This window comes from Pseudomonas sp. MPB23 (genome assembly GCF_046605395.1).
Lineage (GTDB): Bacteria > Pseudomonadota > Gammaproteobacteria > Pseudomonadales > Pseudomonadaceae > Aquipseudomonas.
Window position 1 is genome coordinate 2,186,510 of the sequence record NZ_CP176771.1, and the last position, 22,587, is coordinate 2,209,096.

General features: G+C 62.4%; 19 protein-coding genes and 1 pseudogene. 7 read left to right on the forward strand and 13 right to left on the reverse strand.

The genetic code is table 11. The features are described from left to right. The first annotated feature begins 90 nt into the window (after positions 1 to 90). Positions 91 to 654, forward strand: a complete 564-nt coding sequence (locus ACLH0J_RS10180; RefSeq protein WP_411391869.1) for a nitroreductase family protein — start codon at positions 91 to 93, stop codon at positions 652 to 654. A 46-nt stretch (positions 655 to 700) separates the two neighbouring features. Here the strand turns inward: ACLH0J_RS10180 and ACLH0J_RS10185 are convergent, their stop codons facing one another. The 8 genes and pseudogenes from ACLH0J_RS10185 to gap all read right to left on the reverse strand — a co-directional run bounded on the left by ACLH0J_RS10185 (position 701) and on the right by gap (position 9,647). Next, on the reverse strand, positions 701 to 1,456 hold the full coding sequence (locus ACLH0J_RS10185) for a methyl-accepting chemotaxis protein (RefSeq protein ID WP_411392796.1): 756 nt from the start codon (positions 1,454 to 1,456) through the stop codon (positions 701 to 703). A 102-nt stretch (positions 1,457 to 1,558) separates the two neighbouring features. After that, a pseudogene (locus tag ACLH0J_RS10190) lies at positions 1,559 to 2,839 on the reverse strand (HAMP domain-containing protein); the annotation flags it as partial. A 135-nt stretch (positions 2,840 to 2,974) separates the two neighbouring features. Beyond that, complete coding sequence (locus ACLH0J_RS10195) at positions 2,975 to 3,376, reverse strand: YbaN family protein (protein WP_411392797.1); 402 nt, start codon at positions 3,374 to 3,376, stop codon at positions 2,975 to 2,977. 134 nt (positions 3,377 to 3,510) lie between these two features. Continuing rightward, positions 3,511 to 4,119: a biliverdin-producing heme oxygenase gene (locus ACLH0J_RS10200; RefSeq protein WP_411391870.1), complete on the reverse strand. Its 609-nt coding sequence runs from the start codon at positions 4,117 to 4,119 to the stop codon at positions 3,511 to 3,513. Positions 4,120 to 4,255: 136 nt separating this feature from the next. Further along, on the reverse strand, positions 4,256 to 6,823 hold the full coding sequence (locus ACLH0J_RS10205; RefSeq protein ID WP_411391871.1) for a TonB-dependent receptor: 2,568 nt from the start codon (positions 6,821 to 6,823) through the stop codon (positions 4,256 to 4,258). Between the two features lie 117 nt (positions 6,824 to 6,940). Beyond that, complete coding sequence (locus ACLH0J_RS10210; RefSeq protein WP_411391872.1) at positions 6,941 to 7,909, reverse strand: FecR family protein; 969 nt, start codon at positions 7,907 to 7,909, stop codon at positions 6,941 to 6,943. A 73-nt stretch (positions 7,910 to 7,982) separates the two neighbouring features. After that, positions 7,983 to 8,501: an RNA polymerase sigma factor gene (locus ACLH0J_RS10215; RefSeq protein WP_411391873.1), complete on the reverse strand. Its 519-nt coding sequence runs from the start codon at positions 8,499 to 8,501 to the stop codon at positions 7,983 to 7,985. Between the two features lie 144 nt (positions 8,502 to 8,645). Continuing rightward, complete coding sequence (gene gap / locus ACLH0J_RS10220; protein ID WP_411391874.1) at positions 8,646 to 9,647, reverse strand: type I glyceraldehyde-3-phosphate dehydrogenase; 1,002 nt, start codon at positions 9,645 to 9,647, stop codon at positions 8,646 to 8,648. A 221-nt stretch (positions 9,648 to 9,868) separates the two neighbouring features. On the opposite strand from gap, the gene edd reads away from it, so the two are divergent. The 4 genes from edd (at position 9,869) to ACLH0J_RS10240 (ending at position 14,975) form a co-directional block, all read left to right on the forward strand. After that, positions 9,869 to 11,695 carry a phosphogluconate dehydratase gene (gene edd, locus ACLH0J_RS10225; protein ID WP_411391875.1) on the forward strand — a complete coding sequence of 609 codons (1,827 nt, stop codon included), beginning with the start codon at positions 9,869 to 9,871 and terminating at the stop codon, positions 11,693 to 11,695. Continuing rightward, positions 11,692 to 12,648 (forward strand): glucokinase, encoded by a 957-nt coding sequence (locus ACLH0J_RS10230; protein WP_411391876.1) that lies wholly within the window; start codon positions 11,692 to 11,694, stop codon positions 12,646 to 12,648. Before edd ends, ACLH0J_RS10230 begins: the two co-directional genes overlap by 4 nt. A gap of 133 nt (positions 12,649 to 12,781) precedes the next feature. Beyond that, positions 12,782 to 13,516 (forward strand): response regulator, encoded by a 735-nt coding sequence (locus ACLH0J_RS10235; RefSeq protein ID WP_411391877.1) that lies wholly within the window; start codon positions 12,782 to 12,784, stop codon positions 13,514 to 13,516. 31 nt (positions 13,517 to 13,547) lie between these two features. Further along, positions 13,548 to 14,975 carry an ATP-binding protein gene (locus ACLH0J_RS10240; protein WP_411392798.1) on the forward strand — a complete coding sequence of 476 codons (1,428 nt, stop codon included), beginning with the start codon at positions 13,548 to 13,550 and terminating at the stop codon, positions 14,973 to 14,975. A gap of 18 nt (positions 14,976 to 14,993) precedes the next feature. On the opposite strand, the gene ACLH0J_RS10245 is transcribed toward ACLH0J_RS10240, so the two are convergent. Continuing rightward, positions 14,994 to 15,923, reverse strand: coding sequence for an AraC family transcriptional regulator N-terminal domain-containing protein (locus ACLH0J_RS10245; protein ID WP_411391878.1), 930 nt, complete (start codon positions 15,921 to 15,923; stop codon positions 14,994 to 14,996). Positions 15,924 to 16,249: 326 nt separating this feature from the next. Between ACLH0J_RS10245 and ACLH0J_RS10250 the strand changes: the two genes are divergently transcribed. Further along, positions 16,250 to 16,591 carry an antibiotic biosynthesis monooxygenase family protein gene (locus tag ACLH0J_RS10250; protein WP_411391879.1) on the forward strand — a complete coding sequence of 114 codons (342 nt, stop codon included), beginning with the start codon at positions 16,250 to 16,252 and terminating at the stop codon, positions 16,589 to 16,591. Between the two features lie 42 nt (positions 16,592 to 16,633). Next, positions 16,634 to 16,879, forward strand: a complete 246-nt coding sequence (locus ACLH0J_RS10255; RefSeq protein WP_411391880.1) for a hypothetical protein — start codon at positions 16,634 to 16,636, stop codon at positions 16,877 to 16,879. A 124-nt stretch (positions 16,880 to 17,003) separates the two neighbouring features. Here the strand turns inward: ACLH0J_RS10255 and ACLH0J_RS10260 are convergent, their stop codons facing one another. From ACLH0J_RS10260 to ACLH0J_RS10275, 4 genes are all read right to left on the reverse strand, one after another. Then, complete coding sequence (locus ACLH0J_RS10260; protein WP_411391881.1) at positions 17,004 to 17,636, reverse strand: flavin reductase family protein; 633 nt, start codon at positions 17,634 to 17,636, stop codon at positions 17,004 to 17,006. A 222-nt stretch (positions 17,637 to 17,858) separates the two neighbouring features. Continuing rightward, a complete protein-coding gene (locus ACLH0J_RS10265; RefSeq protein WP_411391882.1) occupies positions 17,859 to 19,178 on the reverse strand; it encodes an MFS transporter in 1,320 nt (439 codons plus the stop codon). Between the two features lie 197 nt (positions 19,179 to 19,375). Next, positions 19,376 to 20,701 carry a sigma-54-dependent transcriptional regulator gene (locus ACLH0J_RS10270; protein ID WP_411391883.1) on the reverse strand — a complete coding sequence of 442 codons (1,326 nt, stop codon included), beginning with the start codon at positions 20,699 to 20,701 and terminating at the stop codon, positions 19,376 to 19,378. Further along, on the reverse strand, positions 20,695 to 22,461 hold the full coding sequence (locus ACLH0J_RS10275) for an ATP-binding protein (RefSeq protein ID WP_411391884.1): 1,767 nt from the start codon (positions 22,459 to 22,461) through the stop codon (positions 20,695 to 20,697). Before ACLH0J_RS10275 ends, ACLH0J_RS10270 begins: the two co-directional genes overlap by 7 nt. Between the last annotated feature and the right edge of the window lie 126 nt (positions 22,462 to 22,587).

Consider the following 22,587-nt stretch of genomic DNA (forward strand, 5'->3'; position numbering starts at 1 on the left):
CAGGACAGTTTGAATAAGAGCAATTATCGTTTGATGGCTTCCCGATTCATTCCCGCTAGAATAACGGCACATTTTTTCTGGAGGTGGCCAATGCAGGCTCTCGACGCTTTGCTCAACCGTGTTTCCGTGCCGCGTCTGCTGGAGCCGGCACCGACCCAGGAACAGCGCGATGTGCTGTTCGCCGCCGCCATGCGCGCGCCCGACCACGGCCAGTTGCGTCCTTGGCGGTTCCTCACCGTGGAAGGCGCCGCCCGTGAGCAGATGGGCACGCTGCTGGCCGAAGCCGCGCGCCTGCAGGACCCCGATGCCCCGCAAGCCGCGATCGACAAGGCCCTGAACGGTCCGCTGCGTGCACCGCTGGTGGTGGTAGTGATCGCCCGCCCGCAGGAACATCCCAAGGTACCCAAATCCGAACAAGTGCTGGCAGCCGCCTGCGCGGCCCATGGCATTCTGTTGGCGGCCTATGCCCAGGGGATCGGTGCGGTGTGGCGCACGGGCGATTTGTCCTACTCGGCCCACGTCGCCCAAGGCCTGGGACTGACGGCGGGTGAGCAAGTGATTGGCTTCCTTTACCTGGGCACGCCGCAGAACCCGCCGCGCACTGCGCCGAAAGAAGACCTGGCGGCGTTTGTGCGGGCTTGGCCTGGTCTTTAAACGGTGTGGGAGGGGGCTTGCTCCCACATGGGGCCTGTGGTGTTGTTTACACCCTGAACTGGTCCATCAACTTCATCTGTTGAGTTGCCAGTGCATTGAGTTGGCTGCTCACGGCCGCCGACTCCGTGGCCTGTTCGGTGAGGGTTTCGGTCACGCTGCGAATCGCCGAGACATTGCGGTTGACCTCTTCGGCCACTGCGCTTTGTTGCTCGGCAGCGCTGGCGATCTGCAGGTTCATGTCGCTGATCACCGTCACCGCATCGCTGATCTTGCTCAGGGCCTGCGCCGCCTGATGGATCTGGCCGGCATTGGTCTGGGCCTGGCTTTGGCTGGTATGCATGGTCGCCACCACGCCGCGGGTGCCGTTCTGCAGGCGTTCGATCACCAGGCGGATTTCTTCTACGGAGTCCTGGGTGCGCTTGGCCAGGTTGCGCACTTCGTCGGCCACCACCGCAAACCCGCGACCGCTTTCCCCGGCGCGGGCGGCTTCGATTGCCGCGTTGAGGGCCAACAGGTTGGTCTGCTCGGCAATGCTGCGGATCACTTCCAGGACTGAACCGATCTGCTCGCTATTGACCGCCAGGGCTTCGACTTCGCCCACTGCCTTGCTGACGGCATCGGCGAGGCTGGTGATATCGCGGGTGCTTTGCTCGATGATCGACATGCCCTCGCGCGCCGACTGATCGGCCCCGCGTGCCGCGCTGGCGGCATTGGAGGCGCTGTTGGCGACATCGTGGGCGGTGGCGCTCATTTCGTTGGAGGCCGTGGCCACCTGGTCGATTTCGCGGAACTGCACCTGCATGCCTTCGCTGGTCTGGCGCGCGATGGCCGAAGACTGATCGGCCGTGCCGCGTGCTTCGGTGATGTTTTGCTTGATCTGGGCAATGGTCGGTTGCAGCTTGTCGAGGAAGCGGTTGAACCAGTTCACCAGCTCGCCCAGCTCATCTTTCTTGGCATAGGCCAGGCGCTGAGTCAGGTCGCCGTCGCCGCTGGCGATGTCCTTGAGCATAGCGGCCACGCCGTTGATCGGCCGGGTCAGGCCCGTGGCGGTCAGCCAGATCAGCAGCAAGCCGAGCACTGCGGCGACGGCTGCCACCAGCAAGGCCTTGAGTGTGCCGCTGGCCTGGGCTTTGTCGAGCAAGGCTTGCAATTTGACGTTGTCGGCCAGCAGAACGGCCTTGGACAATTTGATCACCACGCCCCAGGACTTGGCGTCGGTAATCGGCTTGACCGGGTAAATCGCACTGATAGTGGCGTCCTGTTGGCGAACCGTGCGGCTGTCGCTGGCCAGCAGTTGCACGATGTCTTTGCCTTCCGCGCCCAAGGTGTCGATCAGGTTCTTGCCGACTTTGGCCGGTTCGCCGCTGTAGGCCGCGATCAGGCCGGTGCTGGAGATAATCTCCAAATGCGCCTTACCGCTGAACAGGTCTTTCTGCGCGGCATCGGTGGTGGCTTGCAAGGCATCCAGGGCAATGTCGACGCCCAGGACACCGATGACGTTGCCGTCCACCAGTAGCGGCAGGGCAATAGTGGTCATCAGCACAGGTTTGCCGGTCACCGTGTCTTCATACGGGTCCAGCAGGCAAGTGCGGCGGGTATCCCGTGGGCAGGTGTACCAGATGTTGTAGGGCGTGCCGTTGAGGTTGGGGGTGGTCTTGTTCAGGTCGCCTTCGACCAGGACCGTGTTCGAGCCTTCGCCGCCGACGCGGCTCCAGTAGCTGGAGAAACGGCCTTTGTCATTGGAGGCGCGCGCCTTGTCGTCGACAAACTCGCTGTCCTTGCCGTCCAGCCCGTTGGGCTCGAACGACAGCCAGATCCCCAGCACTTTGCTGTTGCGTTCGAACGCGGTTTTCAGGCTCTGGTTGAGTTCTTCACGCAGCGCGCCGGGTTCGAGGGAACGCTTGGCGGCCAGGTTGCGCAGGTCTTTGACCTGGTCGGCCAGGGCGGTCAGCGCCACGAGGCTGTCGCCGAAGGTTTGCTGCAATTGCACGGCCTGTTCGGCGGCCTTGGCCTGCAGCAGTTGCTCCACACTGGCGGTCAGCATGCGTGAGCTTGAATCGCTGACCAACTCATCATTCTGCGCGGTGTTGTAAATATTGATGCCGACCACCAACGCAATCACTCCCAGCAGGCAAAGGCCGGACAGCAATACGATTTTCAAGCGGATGGAGAGGGTATCGAACATAGGTTCACTCACGGATTGACTTGTTGGTATGCGAGCAGTGCCAAGTCCGTTCGGCGCCTTATCCGGAAGATCGGCGCAGCGGGGTGTTTCATGAGAGGGAGGCGATGAACGGTAGGAAAGCGCCTACATCCAGCGTTATACCTGGCGTGCGAGCCGTTCCGGGCGGGACCAGATCCACAGGTTGCCCAGGCTCATCCCGGCGATGGCCAGGTAGATCGGCCAGCCGTGCTCGAGCAACGCCAGCATCAACATGGCGCACAGCAGCATGCTCACCGTGGCGCTGATTTTGGCGCGGCGCGCGATGATCTTGCCGTGGCGCCAGTTGAACAGGATCGGCCCGAACAGGCGGTGGTTTTCCAGCCAGGCGCTGAGGCGCGGTGAGCTTTTGGTCGCGGCCCAGGCGGCCAGCAGGATGAATTCGGTGGTGGGCAGGCCCGGCACGACAATCGCCACCAGCCCGATGCCCAGGCTGACATAGGCCAGCAGGCCGAAGAGGAGCCGGGCGGTTTTCGAGGGGGATTGGGTTTTACCGGTCATTTGCGCGGAGTTTTCAGGGAAGTGATAACTGTAGGAACGAGCTTGCTCGCGAAGGTCGTCAACGATCACGCGCCCATCCGGGATGAATGCGGTGTCTTGGCGTTCTTCGCGAGCAAGCTCGCGCCTACATAGAGTCAGGCCAGCTCAGGGGCGCTAGCGTACGCTTGTTCCAGCAACACGGTGAAGCGCACAAACGCGTCGATCGCACCTTTTTCCACTTCGGCTTCTTCTTCGGCGCTGAACGCCAGGGCGTCGAGGGTGCGGGTGAAGCTTTTCCAGCCTTCGGCACGACCGCCGGCCGGTTCGCCGAGGTGACGGGCACCGAAGGTCTCGCTCAGGCCCAGGCCCACGGCGCGCTTGATCAGGAACGCAGCCCCCAGCTTGGAACCTTCCGAGACGAACAACCAGCCCAGGGCCTCGGCTTTGCTCGGCTGCTTCAGCGCGCCGGCGACCGGTGCCGGGACCTCGGTGTTCAGGTCAGCCAGGTCGAGCCTGGCGGCGTCGGCGCGGCAGCGTTCGGGCAGGTCAGGCACGATCTTGATCAGTTCGGCATCGTTGTACAGCGCCGCCAGTTCCGACTGGAACAGGTACTGCGCCACGACGAAGCGCGCGAAGTTGGCCTGGGTGTCGAACGGCGCGTGCGCCTTGACCAGCGCATCGAGCTGGGTGTGTGGCGCGGTGGTGATCTGGTTCAGGCGTTGGGAGCGCAGGCTTGGGCGTTCTGCGGTAGGAGAAGCGGTCATGAAAAAGTCCTTTGAGAAGGGGTGCGCCTTGTTGCCCTTATAGAGAGCAGTTATCAACTAGACGAACAAGAAGACGCGGCACAGTAAAAAATCCTCACCTCGACGCTGAAATTTCGACGAGGTGAGGCCGTGGTGATCAGATGTCCCAGACCACGTTGATCGCAAAGTTGCGACCCGGCTGGGTCAGGCGATCAAGGTTGGCCGGGCCGGTGACGCTGGCTTCGCCGACGCTGTCGTAGCTGCGTACGTCATCCCAGTTCCAGTATTTCTTGTCGGTCAGGTTGTAGAGGCCGCCGTTGATCGTGATGTCGTTGGTGACCTTGTAGAAACCGGTCAGGTCGAGGATGCCGAAGCCTGGGGTCTTGAACGCGCCGTTGCGGGTGTCGCCGTCCGGCGCGTGGAAGGTGGTGCTGTCGACACGATTCTGTTTCTTCACCAGGGTCCAGCTCAGCAGACCACCGTAGTGGTCCTGGTCGTAGCCCAGGCCGAACACGCCCTTGAGCGGGTTGACGCTGTTCAGCGGTTCGCCGCTGTCGTCGTTGCGACCGTAGGCATAGGCAATCGAGCCTTGGGTGTACAGGCCGTGGGGCGCGCCGAAGGCGTCCAGGTTCAGGCGGCCCTTGGCTTCCGCGCCCTTGATGGTGGCGTGTTTGATATTGACGGCCTGGAACTGTTCGACGGTGCCGCCCACGACGGCGTTGTCTTCGTCGATAAAGTCGCGGTACTTGTTGTAGAACACGGCAATGTCGAAGGAGCCCGAATCGAATTTGCCGCGAAGCCCGGTTTCGATGCCTTTGCTGGTTTCTGGCTTGAGGTCGGGGTTGGGTTCGACGGTGTAGCCCAGGTTGAGGTTTTCAAAGCGTCCGTAGAGCGCCTTGGCCGAGGGCGTGCGGAAACCCTCGGCGTATTGGCCGAACAGGGTGTATTGCTCGGTCAGGGCATAGGTCAGGCCGAACTTGGGCGTGACACGGTGCCAGGTTTTTTCCTCGTCACTGACCGAATATTGGCCGGTCGGGTTGACGCTGCCGAGGAACGCTTCGGTCAGCTTGGGTTTGAGCCGGGTGTAGTCGTAGCGTGCGCTGGGCAGGAAGGTCCAGTTGCCCCAGGCGATCTGATCCTGGGCAAACACCGAATAGGTGTTGATGGTCGGGTCGGGGAAATCACTGACTTTTTTCACGCTGTCGCTGGCGGTCGGGCTGGGGGCGCCGATGGCGGTACACCCAGCGCCCACGGCGAGGCACGTGGCCGAGCCTTCACGGGAGCCTGTGACTTTCTGCTGCTTGAGGGTCGTGCCGTAGGTGACCTGGTGATCGGTCCCGCCGATGCTGAAGGCCTTGTCCAACTGCGCGTCGAAGACCCACTGTTTTTCTTCGTACAGCGTGTCGCGGGTGCGCAAGACGCGACGGCCGGCCTGATAGATCTCGGCCGTGGTCTGGTCGGTCTTGGCGATCTGGTAATTCAGGCTGGTCTTGATGCGGTCGGTGATGGGCGATTGCAGGGCGAAGGTGTTTTCCACGCCGAAACGCTCGCGGGTGATGGTGTCGTTACCGCGACGATCACGATAGAGGTTGAAGCCCTGGCCGCTGACGAAGGGGCCGCCCACGGCGTTTTTCAGGTTGACGTCGCGATCGTCCTTGTACTTTTCGTACGTCAGGCCCAGACGGTTCTCATCGCCGTAGTTCCAACCCAGCTTGGCCAGCACGTTGGTGGTGCGCGCATCCTCGGGGTTGGCGCCGGTGCGGGCCAGGCCGGTGGCGTTGTTGCCGTCGTAGGATTCGGTTTCATGGCCGTTGCGCTGGCTCACGTGCAGCAAACCGTCGACGTCTTGTACGCGGCCGGCGAAGGTGCCGGAGGTCAGCCAGCTCTCGTCGGCCGAGCTGTAGCCGGTCTTCAGGCGCGCACCGACGTCCTGGCCGGGCTTGATGATGTCGTCCGGGTCGAGGGTGAAATAACTCACGGCGCCGCCGATGGCGCTGCTGCCATACAAGGCCGAGGCCGGGCCACGCAGGATTTCCACGCGCTTGACGATTTCCGGGTCGACGTAGTTGCGCCGGGTCTTGGCGTAGGGGCCGTTGAAGAAGTTGTCCGGCACTTCCACACCGTCCACCTGGGTCAGGATGCGGTCACCGTCGATGCCACGGATATTGAACCCGGCGTTCCCCGCACGGGTGCCGGCACCACCCACCGAAACGCCCGGTTCGTAGCGCACCAGTTCGCGGATGTTATTCACGTTCTGGCGGTCCAGCGCCTCGCGTTCGTGCACGCTGACGGTGCTGGGCACGCTGCTCACTTGCTGCGCGTTACGGGTGGCGCTGATGGTCACCTGTTGCAGGTTGAGGGTGCTGCCCGCCGCGCGCTTTTCCAGGACGATCGTGGTGTTGCCCAGTTTGCGGTAGCTCAGTTGGGTCCCCACCAATAGCTGGTCGAGGGCTTTTTCCGGCGACAGCGGGCCGTGTGCGCCGGGGGACGACACACCCTGGCCCAGTTCCGCCGGCAGGCCGACCTGCCAGCCGGTCACCGCAGTGAAGGCGTTCAGCGCGGAGACCAGCGGCTGTTGTTCGATGTTGAAGCTGTAATTGCCCTGGCTGCGGGGGATCGGTTCGGCGGCGCTGGCGGTCATGACGGGCGCGCCACCCAGCAGGATGGCCGCCGTCAGCAAGGACAGGACGGGCGAGGAAGACCGGCGGTTGAAACGAGAGGACATCGAGAGCGCTCCGGAAGGTACGAATCTTATAGTTGCGAACTGGACCAAATAGGAATCAGTTGCATTGGCTAAGACGAGACGTACTGCCAGAGGTTATCGAGTAAAAATAATTCTCATTTAGTTCAGGATGACCAGCGCGGGGTATTCCGACAGCTTGGCCGAGGTGATGTGGGCCAGGGAGCGCACCACGTCCAGCGGTTGGTCGAGGCGATAGTTGCCGGTCACGGCGACGTGGGCGAGCGTGTCGTTGGTGTTGACGATCCAGCCAGGGTAATAACGGCCCAGTTCGGCGAGCACCTCGCTCATCGGGCAGTTTTCGAAAATCAGCCGACCCTGCACCCAGGCCAGGTCCTTGTTGGCATCCAGCTTGGCCGGTTGGCCGAAGCCCTTGGGCCCGATGCGGATGCTCTCACCGGCGCGCAGGCGCACGCGCGCATCGTCGACGGTGTTGCTCAGGTCCACATCACCGCGCTGCACTTGCACCTGGGCTTCGCCATTGAGGTAGCGCACGGCGAACGCGGTGTCGCGCACGCTGGCCCGCACGGGGCCGGCGTCGATTTCCAGGGGCAGGCCGCGGGTGGGCGCAATGTCGAAAAACGCTTCGCCCTGGTACAGACGCGCGATGCGCTGCTGACCCTTGAGGCTGCTGGAAAACGCCGAGTTGGTGTTGAGCAGCACCTTGACGCCATCGTCCAATTGCAGGCGCTGGCGTTCACCCACCACGGTGAGGTGGTCGGCTTGCAGGCGCACCGGCAGGTTGCTGAAACTGAAGAGGCCGATCAACAACACGGCGGCGGTGGCCAACGGTTTCCAATGCGGTTTGATCCGACGCCAGGCCGTGGGCTTGCGCGGCGCGGCCAGGGCGACGGCAGCGCTGTGCACCGGGGCGGCGCCCCAGGCCGACTGGGCCTTGGCAAAGGCGTGGCGGTGGGCGGGGTCCTGGGCCAGCCAGGCCTCGAACTCGACTTGCTGCCCTGGCTGCGGGCACTGCAAGGCGATCAGCCAGTCGAGGGCCTGGTCCATAGCCGGGTCTTGCAACACCTCATGAGCCAACTCATGGGGGCGCAGTTCATTCGGGTCCGTCACGCTGTTCCTCGAGGCTTGGCCAGGTTCTATTCATTTTTCCTACGGGTTGGGTCGACACTTCTGTCGGAGAAGCTTAAGGCCGATCCAGTCGTTCGGCTACACCGATGCAAATGGCCATGATCAATTTCAGTTCCTTTTGCACGGTGCTCAAGGACACATCCAACTGATCGGCGATTTCCTGGTAGCTGCAACCGTGCACGCGGCTGAGGATAAAGATCTGCTGCTGACGCGCGCTCAACTGAGCCAGGCTGACACTCAAGTGCTCCAGCAGTTGCTCGGCCTGTGTGGCGTCTTCGGGGGTGCTGATGGGGGCGGCGACGCTCTGCAGGATATCCAGCGGCACATCTTCCAGCAGCGTACGCGCCTGTATCCGCCGCGAACGCAGGTGATCCAGCGCGAGGTTGCGCGCGGTTTGATAGACGAAGGGTTCAAGGTGGTCGATTGGCCGTTCGCCCAGGGCCCGGGTGACGCGCAGGTAGGTTTCCTGCAGCAGGTCCTCGGCGGTGCTGTGGTTATTCACCATCCGCTGCAAGGTGCGCAGCAGAATCACCCGTTGGGTGAGAAAGACGTGGTTGAAGCGAGATTGGCTCACAGTGATACCAGACCGATTTGCAGCAAATGATAATGCTTATCATCAACTCAAATGGCAAGTGGCTATTTCTCTGGGCCTATACCGCTCAAATGTGGGAGGGGCGGTTCGACTTGCCCGCTCCCACAAAAGCCTTTCCGCAAGGGATTATTCGGCGTTGCAGAGCGCCAGGCAGTTATCCAGCATGCGGTTGGAGAAGCCCCACTCGTTGTCGTACCAGGCCAGCACTTTGAGCATTTTGCCGCTGACTTTGGTGTGATTGGCATCGAAGATCGACGACAACGGGTTATGGTTGAAGTCACTGGATACCAGCGGCAGGGTGTTGTAGCCGAGGATTTTCGAGTGCTGGCTGGCTTCCTTGAGCAGTGCGTTGACCTCGTCCGCGGTGGCTTCTTTTTTCAATTGAACGGTGAGGTCCACCAGGGATACGTTGATCACCGGTACCCGCACGGCCATGCCGGTCAGCTTGCCCGCCAGTTCCGGCAACACCAGGCCGACCGCTTCGGCGGCGCCGGTCTTGCTCGGGATCATGTTCTGGGTGGCCGAGCGCGCGCGGTACGGGTCGGTGTGGTAGACGTCGGTCAGGTTCTGGTCGTTGGTGTAGGCATGGATGGTGGTCATCAGGCCGTTTTCGATCCCCAGCTCGCGGTGCAGCACCTGGGCGACCGGCGCCAGGCAGTTGGTGGTGCAGGAGGCATTGGAGATGATCTGGTGGGATTGACGCAGAATGTCATGGTTCACGCCATAGACTACGGTGGCGTCCGCGCCCTTGGCCGGGGCAGAGATGATCACCTTGCGCGCGCCAGCGCTGATATGGGCGGCCGCTTTGGTCCGGTCGGTGAACAGACCGGTGCATTCGAACACCACGTCGATATTGTGCGCAGCCCAGGGCAGTTCGGCCGGGTTGCGAATGGCACTGACGGCGATCCGGTCACCGTTGACGGTCAGGCTTTCCTGATCGTGGGCGACCTCTGCATCGAAAGTGCCGTGGACGGTGTCGTATTTGAGCAGGTGGGCATTGATCGAGCTGTCGCCCAAGTCATTGATGGCGACGATCTGCAAATCCTGGCGATAGCCTTGGGTATACAGTGCGCGCAGGACATTGCGGCCGATACGGCCAAAACCATTGATTGCGATTCGAAGAGTCATCGGAAAGTGCCTGTCGTCGATTTGTTGTAAGAATTACAAGATTATTCGCATAAAAATAGAAAACAAGCCTTTTTAGTGGCAATATTTTGTTCAATCTACAACGAGTGACCTGAATCAACTGGTCCGATGATCCAAACGACTCCCTGCCATCCCATGCGCTGCGGACGTTTGATCAGCATAGACGCTCAGGTCGCCACATCCGTTAGCCTGGAGTTCTATACATGCATCCCCGCGTTCTTGAGGTCACCGAACGGCTTATCGCCCGCAGCCGTGCAACCCGTGAGGCTTACCTTGCGCTGATTCACGGCGCAGCCAGCGACGGGCCGATGCGCGGTAAGCTGCAATGCGCCAACTTCGCCCATGGCGTGGCCGGTTGTGGCACTGAAGATAAAAATAGTCTGCGGATGATGAATGCCGCCAACGTGGCAATTGTTTCGTCATATAACGACATGCTCTCGGCGCATCAGCCCTACGAACATTTCCCGGACCAGATCAAGACAGCCCTGCGCGAAGTCGGCTCTGTCGGCCAGTTCGCCGGCGGCACGCCTGCCATGTGCGACGGCGTGACCCAGGGCGAGCCGGGCATGGAGCTGAGCCTGCTCAGCCGTGAAGTGATTGCCATGTCCACGGCGGTAGCGCTGTCCCACAACATGTTCGACGCCGCGCTGATGTTGGGCATCTGCGACAAGATCGTCCCCGGCCTGATGATGGGCGCCCTGCGCTACGGCCATCTGCCGATGGTCTTTGTCCCCGGCGGGCCAATGCCGTCGGGCATCTCCAACAAGCAGAAAGCCGATGTGCGCCAGCGCTACGCCGAGGGCAAGGCCAGCCGCGAAGAACTGCTGGAATCGGAGATGAAGTCCTACCACAGCCCCGGCACCTGCACCTTCTACGGCACCGCCAACACCAACCAGTTGCTGATGGAAGTGATGGGCCTGCACTTGCCGGGCGCCTCGTTCGTCAACCCTTACACACCGCTGCGTGACGCCCTGACCCGCGAAGCCGCGCACCAAGTCACGCGCTTGACCAAGGCCAACGGCAACTTCACGCCGATCGGCGAGATCGTCGACGAAAAATCCATCGTCAACGCCATCGTTGCGCTCAACGCCACGGGCGGTTCCACCAATCACACCCTGCACATGCCGGCCATCGCCATGTCGGCGGGCATCATCCTCACCTGGCAGGACATGGCCGACCTCTCCGAGGTGGTGCCGACCCTGTCCCACGTGTATCCAAACGGCAAGGCCGACATCAACCACTTCCAGGCGGCGGGCGGCATGTCGTTCCTGATCCGCGAGCTGCTCGAAGCCGGCCTGCTCCACGAAGACGTCAACACCGTGGCCGGCAAGGGCCTGAGCCGTTATATCCAGGAACCGTTCCTGGTCGACGGCGAGTTGGTCTGGCGCGACGGCCCGATCGAAAGCCTCGACGAAACCATCCTGCGCCCCGTGGCCCGTGCGTTCTCGCCGGAAGGCGGTTTGCGCGTGATGGAAGGCAACCTCGGTCGCGGGGTGATGAAAGTCTCCGCCGTGGCCGCCGAGCACCAAGTCGTCGAAGCCCCGGCGGTGGTGTTCCAGGACCAGCAGGATCTGGCCGATGCGTTCAAGGCCGGCCAGTTGGAAAAAGACTTCGTCGCGGTGATGCGCTTCCAGGGTCCGCGCTCCAATGGCATGCCGGAACTGCACAAGATGACGCCGTTCCTCGGCGTGCTGCAGGACCGTGGCTTCAAAGTCGCGTTGGTGACCGACGGGCGTATGTCCGGCGCGTCGGGTAAGATTCCCGCCGCGATCCATGTCAACCCCGAAGCCCAGAGCGGCGGGCCGCTGGCGCGCGTGCGCGATGGCGATATCATTCGCGTGGATGGCGTCAAAGGCACCTTGGAACTCAAGGTGGACGCCGAAGAATTTGCCGCGCGTACGCCGGCCACCGGCCTGTTGGGCAATAACGTGGGGGCCGGTCGCGAGCTGTTTGCATTCATGCGCTTGGCTGCAAGCTCCGCGGAGCAGGGCGCCAGCGCCTTTACCTCTGCCTTGGAGACGCTTAAGTGAAGCTAGCGCTGGTCGGTGACATCGGCGGTACCAACGCGCGGTTTGCGTTGTGGCGGGATCAGGCACTGCATTCGATCCGCGTGCACGCCACCGCTGATCATCAAAGCCCTGAGGACGCGATCAAGGTCTACCTCAAGGAAGAAGGCCTGAAGATAGGCGACATCGGCGCGGTGTGCCTGTCGGTGGCCGGGCCGGTGAGCGGTGATGAATTTAAATTCACCAACAACCACTGGCGCCTGAGTAAGACTGCGTTTTGCAACACCTTGCAGGTGGATGAGCTGCTGCTGGTGAATGATTTCTCGGCCATGGCCCTGGGCATGACCCGCCTCAAGCCCGACGAATTCCGCGTGGTCTGTGAAGGCACGCCGGAACCGTTGCGCCCGGCGGTGGTGATCGGCCCTGGCACTGGCCTGGGGGTTGGCACCTTGCTCGACCTGGGCGGTGGCCGTTACGCGGCATTGCCGGGGGAGGGCGGGCATGTCGACCTGCCGCTGAGCAGCCCGCGGGAAGCCCAGCTGTGGCAGCACATTTACACTGAGATCGGCCATGTCAGCGCCGAAAGCGCCTTGAGTGGTGCAGGTTTGCCACGGGTGTATCGGGCGATCTGTGCAGTGGATGGCCACACGCCGGTGCTGGAAACGCCGGAAGCGATCACGGCGGCAGGCCTGGCCGGCGACCCTGTGGCGATGGAAGTGTTGAACCAGTTCAGTATCTGGCTGGGCCGGGTCGCCGGTAACAACGTGCTGACCACTGGCGCCCGCGGCGGTGTGTATATCGTCGGCGGCGTGATTCCGCGGTTTGCCGACTTTTTTATCCACAGCGATTTTGCCAAGAGCTTCAGTGACAAAGGTTGCATGAGCGACTACTTCAACGGTATTCCGGTGTGGTTGGTGACCGCGCCGTATTCCGGGTTGACCGGGGCTGGGGTGGCGCTCGAACAGGCATTCGCGTAGGCAGTGATCGCGCCATCGGGGGCAAGCCCACACACTTGGAATGCATTCCAAATGTGGGAGGGGGCTTGCCCCCGATGAGGCCCTGATGGACAACAGATGACTCAAGTTTGGCCATAACAACAAGGAGGAACCCGTGAGCGTAATCAGTAAATCGATTCTTCTGGTCGATGACGACCAGGAAATCCGCGAGTTGCTGCAAACCTACCTCAGTCGCGCCGGTTTCCAGGTGCGTGGCGTGCCGGATGGCGCGGGGTTCCGCCAGGCGATGAACGAGGCGCCGTGCGATCTGGTCATCCTCGATGTGATGTTGCCGGACGAAGACGGTTTCAGCCTCTGCCGCTGGATTCGCCAGCACCCGCGCCAGGCGCAGGTGCCGATTATCATGCTCACCGCCAGCTCCGACGAGGCCGACCGTGTGATCGGCCTGGAGCTGGGCGCCGACGACTATATCGGCAAGCCGTTCAGCCCTCGCGAGTTGCAGGCGCGCATCAAGGCCCTGCTGCGCCGCTGCCAGTTCGGCCAGGAGCGCAGCGGCAATGGTGAGGTGCTGGTGTTCGACGAGTGGCGCCTGGACATGATCAGCCATCGGCTGTTTCACGTGGATGGCGAAGAAGTGATCCTCTCCGGTGCCGACTTCGCCCTGCTCAAGCTGTTTCTCGATCACCCGCAACAGATCCTCGACCGTGACACCATCGGCAACGCCACCCGTGGTCGTGACCTGATGCCGCTGGACCGGATCGTTGACATGGCCGTCAGCCGGCTGCGCCAACGTCTGCGCGATACCGAAAAACCGCCGAGGCTGATCCGCACCGTACGCGGCAGCGGTTATCAATTGGCAGCCAGCGTGGTTGCCGGCAATGCCCACTGAACACCTGAGCGAACGTCGCCGCCGCTTCCCGGTGCCACGTTCGCTGTTGGGGCGCATGCTCCTGTTGACGTTGCTCGCGGTGTTGTTCGCCCAGGCGCTGTCCAGCGTGATCTGGGTCTCGCAGTTGCGCGCCACCCAGCTCGAAGGCCTGATCACCAGCGCCCGCAGCCTGGCGCACTCGATGACCGCCAGCGTGAGTTATTTCCGTTCGCTGCCAGTGGCCTATCGCCCGCTGGTACTGGACCAATTGCGCAGCATGGGCGGCACACGCTTTGTGGTGACCCTCAATGACCGCCCGCTGGACATGGCGATTTTGCCGCAGACCCCGCGCAAGCAAGCGGTGCTCAAGGCGGTCGATGAAGTGCTGCGCCAGACCCTGGGCGCCGATGTGCATATCTCGGTGGAGTTCGTCAGCGCCGAAGACCTGCGCATCTTCAATGCCGGCTTGAAACTCGACGAATTGCCGCGCTCCTGGGCCCATTACGCGCTGACCCTGGAACCGGTGAACCCGCCGGTGCTGGTCACGCAGATTCAACTCGCACCTGGGGAGTGGCTGTACATCGCCTCGCTGTTGCCCGAGCCGTACACCAGCCTCGAAGAACAGGGCCTGCCGTCCCAGCAGGTGTGGTTTATCGTGCTGACCAGTGGTTTCCTGCTGTTGTTCATCGGCCTGTTGGTGCATTGGCAGAGCCGGCCGCTCAAGCGCCTGGCGCGGGCGGCGCGGGACATGTCCCTGGGCGCCGACGTAGAACCGGTGGCCGAAGGCGGCGGCAGTGAAGTGGTGGAAGTGGGCCGCGCGTTCAACGCCATGCGCGAACGCATCAGCCGCTACCTCACCGAACGCAGCCAGTTGTTCAGCGCGATTTCCCACGACTTGCGCACCCCGATCACGCGCCTGCGCCTGCGCGTGGAATTGCTCGAAGACGAGAACCTGCAAGGCAAATTCGGCCGCGACCTGGACGAGTTGGAGCTGTTGGTCAAAGGTGCGCTGCAATGCGTGAAAGACACCGACATCCACGAAAACATCGAACCGGTGGACCTCAATCACGTGCTCGACTGCCTGGTGGAGCCTTACCTGGCGCCCAATGGCAACGGCCGCGTGACCCAGCACGGGCGCGCGTTGGCGCCGTATCCGGGCAAGCCGCTGGCGCTCAAGCGCTGCATCGGCAACCTGATCGACAACGCCTTGAAGTACGGGCAGAACGCCCATTTGCATATCGAGGATGACGGTGCGCAGTTCATCCTGCATGTGGATGACGAAGGCCCCGGTGTGCCGGAGCAACGCCTGGAAAAAGTCTTCGAACCGCACTTTCGCCTGGCCGGCCAGCAACAGGGCTACGGCCTGGGCCTGGGTATCGCGCGCAATATTGCCCACAGCCATGGGGGCGAAGTGAGTTTGCAGAATTTGCGCGAGGGAGGCTTGCGGGTCACCCTGCAACTGCCCCGCACCCTGGACTGAAGAACACCTCCCACATTTTTAGACGCTCTGGCGCAACCGGGCCAAATCCCTCAGGGGCGGTGCGCCAAACAACCGGCTGTATTCGCGGCTGAACTGCGACGGGCTTTCATACCCCACCCGATACCCCGCCGCCGAGGCTTCCAGCCCTTCGGCGAGCATCAGGCGACGGGCTTCCTGCAAGCGCAGTTGCTTCTGGTACTGCAGCGGGCTCATGGCGGTGATCGCCTTGAAGCGATGGTGCAGGGTCGAGACGCTGAGGTTGACTTCCCTGGCCAGGTCATCGATGCGCAGCGGTTGTTCGTAGTTGCCATTGAGCCACTTGATCGCTTGGCTGACTCGATGGCTTTGGCTGTTGGCCACGGCAATTTCATACAGCCGATAGCCCTGCGGCCCACGCAATAAACGGTAGAGGATTTCACGGTTGATCAGTGGCGCGAGCATGGCGATGTCTTTCGGCGAATCCAGCAGGCGCGTCAGTCGCAGCACGGCGTCGAGCAACGGGTTGTCGAGGCGGTCGACATACATCCCGCGCGGCGTCGGACGCGACGGCACGCCCATCGGGCCGGCTTCTGCGATCAGCGCGGTGAGCTGCGCCGGGTCGATATTGATACGGATCGACAGGTTCGGGTCTTGCGCGGTGGCCTCGATGATCCGGCCCGCCACGGGCATCGCGACCGAGAACACCAGGTAGTTGAGCGGGTCGTAGGCAAAGATTTCGTCGGCCAGGCGCACCTCCTTGCGACCGCTGGCCAGGATGCACAGCGCCGGCTCCACCAGCACCGGGCTGAAGTCGCGCGGTGTGTTGTGGCGGTTCAGGAACAGCGAGGTGATGGCCGTCCCGTAGGAGCCATCTTCCCAGGTATGCCGGTGCACGATACTGGCCAGTTCGGCGCGCTGTTTTTCCATCTCGGCATCGAGGGGGAGGGACGTGAGGTCGGGCGACGACATGGAGTGTCCTCTGCAGGCTTCTTTGATGGGCGTAGCTTAGCGGCGGCGTTTCAAAGCGGGGTAGGTCGATTCTGCACAATCCTTGCCTGATCCTGCGGAGCGGGGTGAATCAGGCAAGCGTCGCGCCTGTCATCTCCCTGAAACAAGGCGTTGGCCGATGGAATAAACCGACGAGCCCAACGTCCTGTCTACGCTTCTCGCAGGATTGTGCAAGAAGCCGGCAGAAATTGACTAACCGCGCCGACCCCTGCGCCGTTATCGTTGATCCTGTGGCAGCACGTCCCCACAGTGCTGCCGAGCATCACTTCTCAACGGGAGAGTCGAACATGTCCACCCCCATTCCCGCGAGCCATATGGCCTTTATCCGCGCCCGTACCGGGTGCAGCACCGAACTCGGTGCACGCTTGAGCAGTTTGATCGAACCGGGCCGCCAGGCTCAGGGCTGCCTGCAATTCTCGTTGCAGCATTCCCAGGTCGATCCCGATGTCTGGTTGATCTGCGGTTTCTGGAGCAGCGAGCAGGCGATGAGCGCCTACTTCGACTCACCGGGCTTGATGATCTTTGCCGAACTGGTGAACGACGGGGTCGTGCGCAGCATGGATTTCCAGACCTTCACCGACGCATCCGCCGCCAATGCCTGCGGCGAGTACCTGCAACTGGCCGGTTGAGGGGTAGAATGGCCGACTTTTCCATTGGCCAGGACCTGCAACATGGCACGTAAACAATTTGCCCACCACGAAGCCGTTTCCGCCGTAGTACCGGGTGAAGGGGGCTATAGCGCCGCCGTCGCCGTCAAGGCACTCGATGGTATGGGTGCACCACAGTTTCACAAGATCCTGGATGGGCAGAAGTTCAAGACTGCTTCCGATGCCGATGATGCGGCAACGCTGCAACTTGAGCTGTTGGTCGATGTTGATTCAGACGGTCAGTTGACTTGGGCAACAGCCCCAAACTGACGCATGCCGTCGATCTAACTAATGTGGGGGCTTGCTCCCGATAACAGTGTGTCAGTCAGCCTATCTGTAGCTGAAACACCGCCATCGGGAGCAAGCCACCTCCCACACTTTTATTGCATTGCAATCAGGCTGGGGTGACGCCTGGGCGATACATCTTGAACAGGGCTTCAGGCCCCACCTGGAAGTAATCCGCCGGGCCGCCGCCACGCAGGATCGGCTCGGCGGCCGCGGTGTCGTAGAGGCCGTCCTTGAGCAGCCACTTGGCAATGTGCACCGCGACCACTTCGCCCAGCACCAGCCAGCTTGGCACCAACTGCTTGTCGGCGCGTTGCAGTTGAATGATCTGCGTCACCTTGCACTCGAACGACACCGGGCTCTCGCCCACCCTTGGTACGCCGACGATCTTCGAGGCCACGGGCGTCAGGCCGGACAACTCGAACTCACTCACCTCAGGCCCGACGGCCGCGCAACTCTGGTTCATTTGCTCGGCCAACGGACGCGTGGCCAGGTTCCACACGAATTCGCCGGTCTGTTCGATATTGTTCAGGCTGTCTTTGCGCCCGACACTGGAAAAACCAATGATCGGCGGAATGTAGTTGAACGCGTTGAAGAAACTGTAGGGCGCCAGGTTCAGGCGGCCTTCTTTGTCGTGTGACGAAATCCAGCCGATCGGCCGCGGGCCGACGATGGCATTGAACGGGTCGTGGGGCAGGCCGTGGCCGTTGGCGGGTTCGTAGTAATAGCTGTCGTCAGACATGGCCAGGAGTTCCTGCGTGTGGATTCGGGAGCCGGTCATAGTGCAATCCATGGCGACGAATTTCCATCTGCTCCGTGGAATTTGCTTTGTCTGCGGTGTGGGAGGGGATGATTTGTGGAAGGGGGCTTGCTCCCGATAGCAGTGTGTCAGTCAGCTTGTTTGTAGCTGATACACCGCCATCGGGAGCAAGCCCCCTCACCGATTGTTTACTGCATCAGGCGCTTAGTCCGTGGTGATCCGTGAATGCTTGCGGGTGTCCTTCATGGTCACGTAGACCAGCAGCGATACGGCGATACACGCGGTGACGTACCAGTAGTAGCCGGTTTCCATCCCGATGCTCTTGAACCACAGCGCGATGTATTCAGCGGTGCCGCCGAAGATCGACACGGTCAGGGCATACGGCAGGCCTACGCCCAGGGCGCGGATTTCTGTCGGGAACAGTTCGGCTTTGACCACGGCGTTGATCGAGGTGTAGCCACTGACGATGATCAGCGCTGCCATGATCAGGAAGAACGCGCCCCACCAGGTCTGGATGGTGTGCAGGGTGGTGAGGATCGGTACGGTGAACAGCGTGCCGAGGATGCCGAAGGCGATCAGGATCGGCCGGCGGCCGATTTTGTCCGACAGCCCTCCGACCAGGGGTTGCAGGCACATGAACAGAAACAGCGTCGCCGCCGAGATGGTGGTGGAGTCGGAGATGCTCATGCCGACGGTGTTCACCAGGTATTTCTGCATGTAGGTGGTGTAGGTGTAGAACGCCAGGGTACCGCCCATGGTCAGGCCGACCACGGTCATCAGTTCCTTGGGATGGCGCATCAAGGTGCGCATCGCGCTTTCCTTGGCTTTTTCCTTCTTGGTGAACGACTCGGTTTCTTCCATGCCGCGACGCAGGTACAGCGCTACCACTGCGCACAGGGCGCCGATGGCAAACGGGATACGCCAGCCCCAGTCGTAGAGTTGCTCGGTGGTGAGCAGCTGTTGCAGCACGATCAGCACCGCCAGAGCAATGAGCTGGCCGGAGATCAGGGTCACGTACTGGAAGCTGGAGTAGAAACCACGACGTTCCTTGGTTGCCATCTCGCTGAGGTAGGTGGCGGAGGTGCCGTATTCGCCGCCGACTGACAGTCCCTGCAGCAGACGGGCAAACACCAGCAGGATGGGTGCACCGATACCGATGACTTCATAGCCCGGGCTCAGGGCAATCAGGAGAGAGCCGAAGCACATCAGGTAGACCGAGGCCATCAGGGCTTTTTTGCGCCCGACCTTGTCGGCATACAGGCCCATCAGCCAGCCGCCGATCGGGCGCATCAGGAAGCCCACGGCGAAGATCGCGGCGGTGTTGAGCAATTGGGCGGTGGTGTCGCCTTTCGGGAAGAAGGTTTTGGCGAAGTACAGCGAGAAGGCCGCGTAGACGTACCAGTCATACCACTCGACCATGTTGCCGACCGATCCGCTGAAGATCGATTTGATCCGGCTGGAGGTGGTGCGTTCTTTTGCCGGCGCGGCCGCCGACCCCAGAGGCAAGGTGTTGGAATTATCCATCGAAGGATCCTTCAGCTAGTTGTTTTTATGGAGCGTGCAGGAGCACAGCCTGGTCTGGGCTATAGCAGGAGCTGTGCCAACCGGTCGAGGGCCCGGTCTAGAAGGGTCTGGGTGTTTTTTTGAGCGGAAAGCCGCCGATGGCAATGAGGCCGATAAGCGGAAATCCGCTCATCCTGTGGGTGCGAGCTTGCTCGCGCCTACAGAAAGGTTTCCCGGGTCAGGCCGTGGCGCTGCATCTTTTCATTGAGGGTTCGCCGTGGCAGTTGGAGTTCGGCCAGCACCGCCTTGATATCGCCCTTGTGTCGGGTCAGCGCGGCCTTGAGGCAGTGGGCTTCGAAGGCCTCCTGCTGCGCGGCCAGGGACTGGCCGGCTTCGATGCCTTCCGGTTCTGGCTCGCCCAGGCCCAGCACCTGGCGTTCGGCGACGTTGGCCAATTCGCGCACATTGCCCGGCCAGTCATGGCTGAGCAGGCGCCCCAGTTGCACGCCGCTCAGCGGTGCAACGCTGCGGCCCAGGCGCTCGGCGGCGCTGTGGGCGAAGTGGTCGAACAGCAGCGGGATATCTTCGCGGCGTTCGCGCAGGGGCGGCAGGCGCAGTTGCGCGACGGTCAGGCGATACGCCAGGTCTTCGCGAAAACGCCCGGCGCGAGCCTCTTCGAGCAAGTCCGGTTTGGTGGCAGCAATTATACGCAGGTCCACCCGAATGCTCTGGTTGGAGCCCAGGCGTTCCAGCTTTTGCTCCTGCAGCACGCGCAGCAGTTTCACCTGTTGGGCCAAGGGCATGCTTTCGATTTCATCGAGGAACAGCGTGCCGCCGTGGGCGTATTCCAGCTTGCCGATCCGCTTGCCCTGGGCGCCGGTGAAGGCGCCGCTTTCGTGGCCGAACAGCTCGGCCTCGAACAGTTGCTCGGGAATCGCCGCGCAATTGAGGGCCACGAACGGCTTTTTCGCGCGCGGGCCGAAATCATGCAGGCAACGGGCGACCAGTTCCTTGCCGCTGCCGGTCTCGCCACGGATCAGCACGTTGACCGGCAAGCTCGCCAGGTCCAGCACTTGCCGCCGCAGGTTCTGCAAACCACGGGAGACGCCCAGCAGGCTGGATTCCAACTGCGCGCGATGATCGGCCTGTTGATGCAGGCGGCGGTTTTCCAGAATCAGCCCGCGCTTGTCCAGTGCGCGGCGCAGGCTGTTGAGCAGCGCGTCGGGGCTGAAGGGCTTTTCCAGGAAGTCGTAGGCACCGTCGCGCATGGCTTCGACGGCCATCGGCACATCGCCATGGCCGGTCAGCAGGATCACCGGCAGGTCGGCGTCGCGGCGTTGTACTTCGGCCAGCAGTTCCAGGCCGCTGAGCCCGGGCATGCGTACGTCGCTCAGGATCACTCCGGGGAAATCCCTGGACAATTGTTCCAGGCAGGCCTCGGCGCGGCTGAACAGCTGCACCTCGAACCCCGACAGGCTCAACCATTGTTCGACGGCCGTGCGAATGCTGGCTTCGTCATCCACCACAATCACGGCATTCAGCATAGGTCTGGCGTCTCCAGCACGATGGGCAGGGTCAGGGTGAATACCGCGCCGTCGCCCTGGTTACCGGCGGTCAGGCGTCCGCCCAGTTCGTGCACGATAGCGTAGGACACCGCCAGCCCCAAGCCGAGGCCGTCGCCCACCGGCTTGGTGGTGAAGAAGGGGTCGAACACGTTATTGAGGTGTTCGTCGGCAATCCCGCCGCCGCTGTCGCTGACGGTCAGTCGCCACAGTTGCTCATCGGCGTGCAGGCGGATTTCCAGGCGTTTGCGCGGTTTGTCGGCCATGGCGTCGAGGGCGTTGCGCAACAGGTTGATCAGCACTTGTTCGAGGCGGATTGCATCGCCGCGAACCCAGGCGGGGCGGGTCAGGTCGAGGACCACGCCGATGGCTTCATCGCGCAGGCGCGCGTCGAGCAAGTGCAGGGATTGGTCGACCACGGTCGCCAGGTCCAGGCGTTCGCGCAGGCCGCTGGGGCTTTTGCGCGCGAAGGTCTTGAGGTGGCCGGTGAGTGCGGCCATGCGCGTGAGCATGTCGTCCAGCGGCGTGAGCGCCTTGTAGGCGTCCTCCACACGGCCGTGGTCCAGCAGCAGGCGCAAGGTCGCCAATTGCATGCGCTGGGCGGTCAGCGGTTGGTTGATCTCATGGGCGAGGGCCGCAGACATCTGTCCCAACGCCGCCAACTTGGCGGATTGCACCAAACCGTCCTGGGCGGTGCGCAGCGCCTGGGTGCGTTCTTCCACCAGTTGCTCCAGCTCTTCGCGGCTACGCTGGCGCATGCGGGCCAGGCGCCAGCGCTGGCTGAGGAACAGCACGAGGAACACCAGCGCCAGCCACGACCCGGCAGCGGCGAGGCCGGCATTGCGCTGGTCTTCAAAGGCGAACTGGGGTTTGCGCAGCAGGTGCAGGGTCCAGCCTTCGGCCTTCAGCGGCAGGGACTCCCAGATGTAATTGGCGTTGCCATCGGGGCCGTTGACGCGCATCAAGTGGCTGTTTTCGTCGAAACGCTGCAAGGGCTGGGCGTCCAGAGGCTGCAACTGTTTCTTGTCGTACTGGCGGGTGGCCTTGAGTTCGGCGAGGTCGTCGTCCGATAACGGCCGCAGGTTGCGGTAGCGCCAGCCCGGCTGGTTGGCGATAAACACGATGCCGCGCGCGTCACTGACCAGCAGCAGGTCATCGCCCTGGGCCCACTCGCGCTCGAGTTCGGGGAATTCCAGCTTGACCACCATGGCGCCGAGGAACTGCTCGTGTTCATCCACCACTGCGCTGGAAAGAAAATACCCCGGCACGCCGGTGGTCACCCCCACCGCATAAAACCGTCCGGTGCCCTGGCTCAAGGTCTGGCGGAAATACGGCCGGAAGGCGTAGTTATGCCCGACGTAACTGCTCGGCAGGTTCCAGTTGCTGGCTGCTACGGCCAGGCCGGTGCGGTCCATCAATTCCAGGGTGGAAGACTGCGCGGCACCGTTGATGCGTTCCAGCTTGCGGTTGAGCACATCCTGGGTGGTGGCATCCAGCGGGCCCTTCAAGGCGCTGATCATTTCCGAGTCCAGCGCCAGCACAGCGGGCAGCGCGCGGTAGCGTTCGATCAGGGTGTGCAGGGAGTTGGCGTACAGCGCCAGTTGCTGGTTGGCACGTGCGGCGTCGTCCACCAGGGCCTGGCGTTCGGCATGGCGGGTGGCCAAGGCCGCGGCCAGTATGGCGCCGGCGATGATCAGCAGGGAGTAGAACGTCAGGCGCAGGGGACGAGGGATCACGATCATACGGTGATGAACAGGCACGGTGAGGGGAAAGCACCATACCACGAGCCGCTTGGATCTTGTGGCGAGTCGCCCGGTTGTGGCGAGCAGGCAATAAAAAGGCGACCTGGCTGATTGCCGCGGTCGCCT

Excerpts from the sequence above, each read along its gene's own strand:
- ACLH0J_RS10205 (WP_411391871.1), bottom strand. The coding sequence starts at position 6,823 with ATGTCCTCTCGTTTCAACCGCCGGTCTTCCTCGCCCGTCCTGTCCTTG.
- edd (WP_411391875.1), top strand. The coding sequence starts at position 9,869 with ATGCATCCCCGCGTTCTTGAGGTCACCGAACGGCTTATCGCCCGCAGC.
- ACLH0J_RS10260 (WP_411391881.1), bottom strand. The coding sequence starts at position 17,636 with ATGTCTGACGACAGCTATTACTACGAACCCGCCAACGGCCACGGCCTG.
- ACLH0J_RS10265 (WP_411391882.1), bottom strand. The coding sequence starts at position 19,178 with ATGGATAATTCCAACACCTTGCCTCTGGGGTCGGCGGCCGCGCCGGCA.
- ACLH0J_RS10195 (WP_411392797.1), bottom strand. The coding sequence starts at position 3,376 with ATGACCGGTAAAACCCAATCCCCCTCGAAAACCGCCCGGCTCCTCTTC.
- ACLH0J_RS10275 (WP_411391884.1), bottom strand. The coding sequence starts at position 22,461 with ATGATCGTGATCCCTCGTCCCCTGCGCCTGACGTTCTACTCCCTGCTG.
- ACLH0J_RS10180 (WP_411391869.1), top strand. The coding sequence starts at position 91 with ATGCAGGCTCTCGACGCTTTGCTCAACCGTGTTTCCGTGCCGCGTCTG.
- ACLH0J_RS10200 (WP_411391870.1), bottom strand. The coding sequence starts at position 4,119 with ATGACCGCTTCTCCTACCGCAGAACGCCCAAGCCTGCGCTCCCAACGC.
- ACLH0J_RS10270 (WP_411391883.1), bottom strand. The coding sequence starts at position 20,701 with ATGCTGAATGCCGTGATTGTGGTGGATGACGAAGCCAGCATTCGCACG.
- gap (WP_411391874.1), bottom strand. The coding sequence starts at position 9,647 with ATGACTCTTCGAATCGCAATCAATGGTTTTGGCCGTATCGGCCGCAAT.
- ACLH0J_RS10255 (WP_411391880.1), top strand. The coding sequence starts at position 16,634 with ATGGCACGTAAACAATTTGCCCACCACGAAGCCGTTTCCGCCGTAGTA.
- ACLH0J_RS10245 (WP_411391878.1), bottom strand. The coding sequence starts at position 15,923 with ATGTCGTCGCCCGACCTCACGTCCCTCCCCCTCGATGCCGAGATGGAA.
- ACLH0J_RS10250 (WP_411391879.1), top strand. The coding sequence starts at position 16,250 with ATGTCCACCCCCATTCCCGCGAGCCATATGGCCTTTATCCGCGCCCGT.
- ACLH0J_RS10185 (WP_411392796.1), bottom strand. The coding sequence starts at position 1,456 with ATGCAGGTGCAGTTCCGCGAAATCGACCAGGTGGCCACGGCCTCCAAC.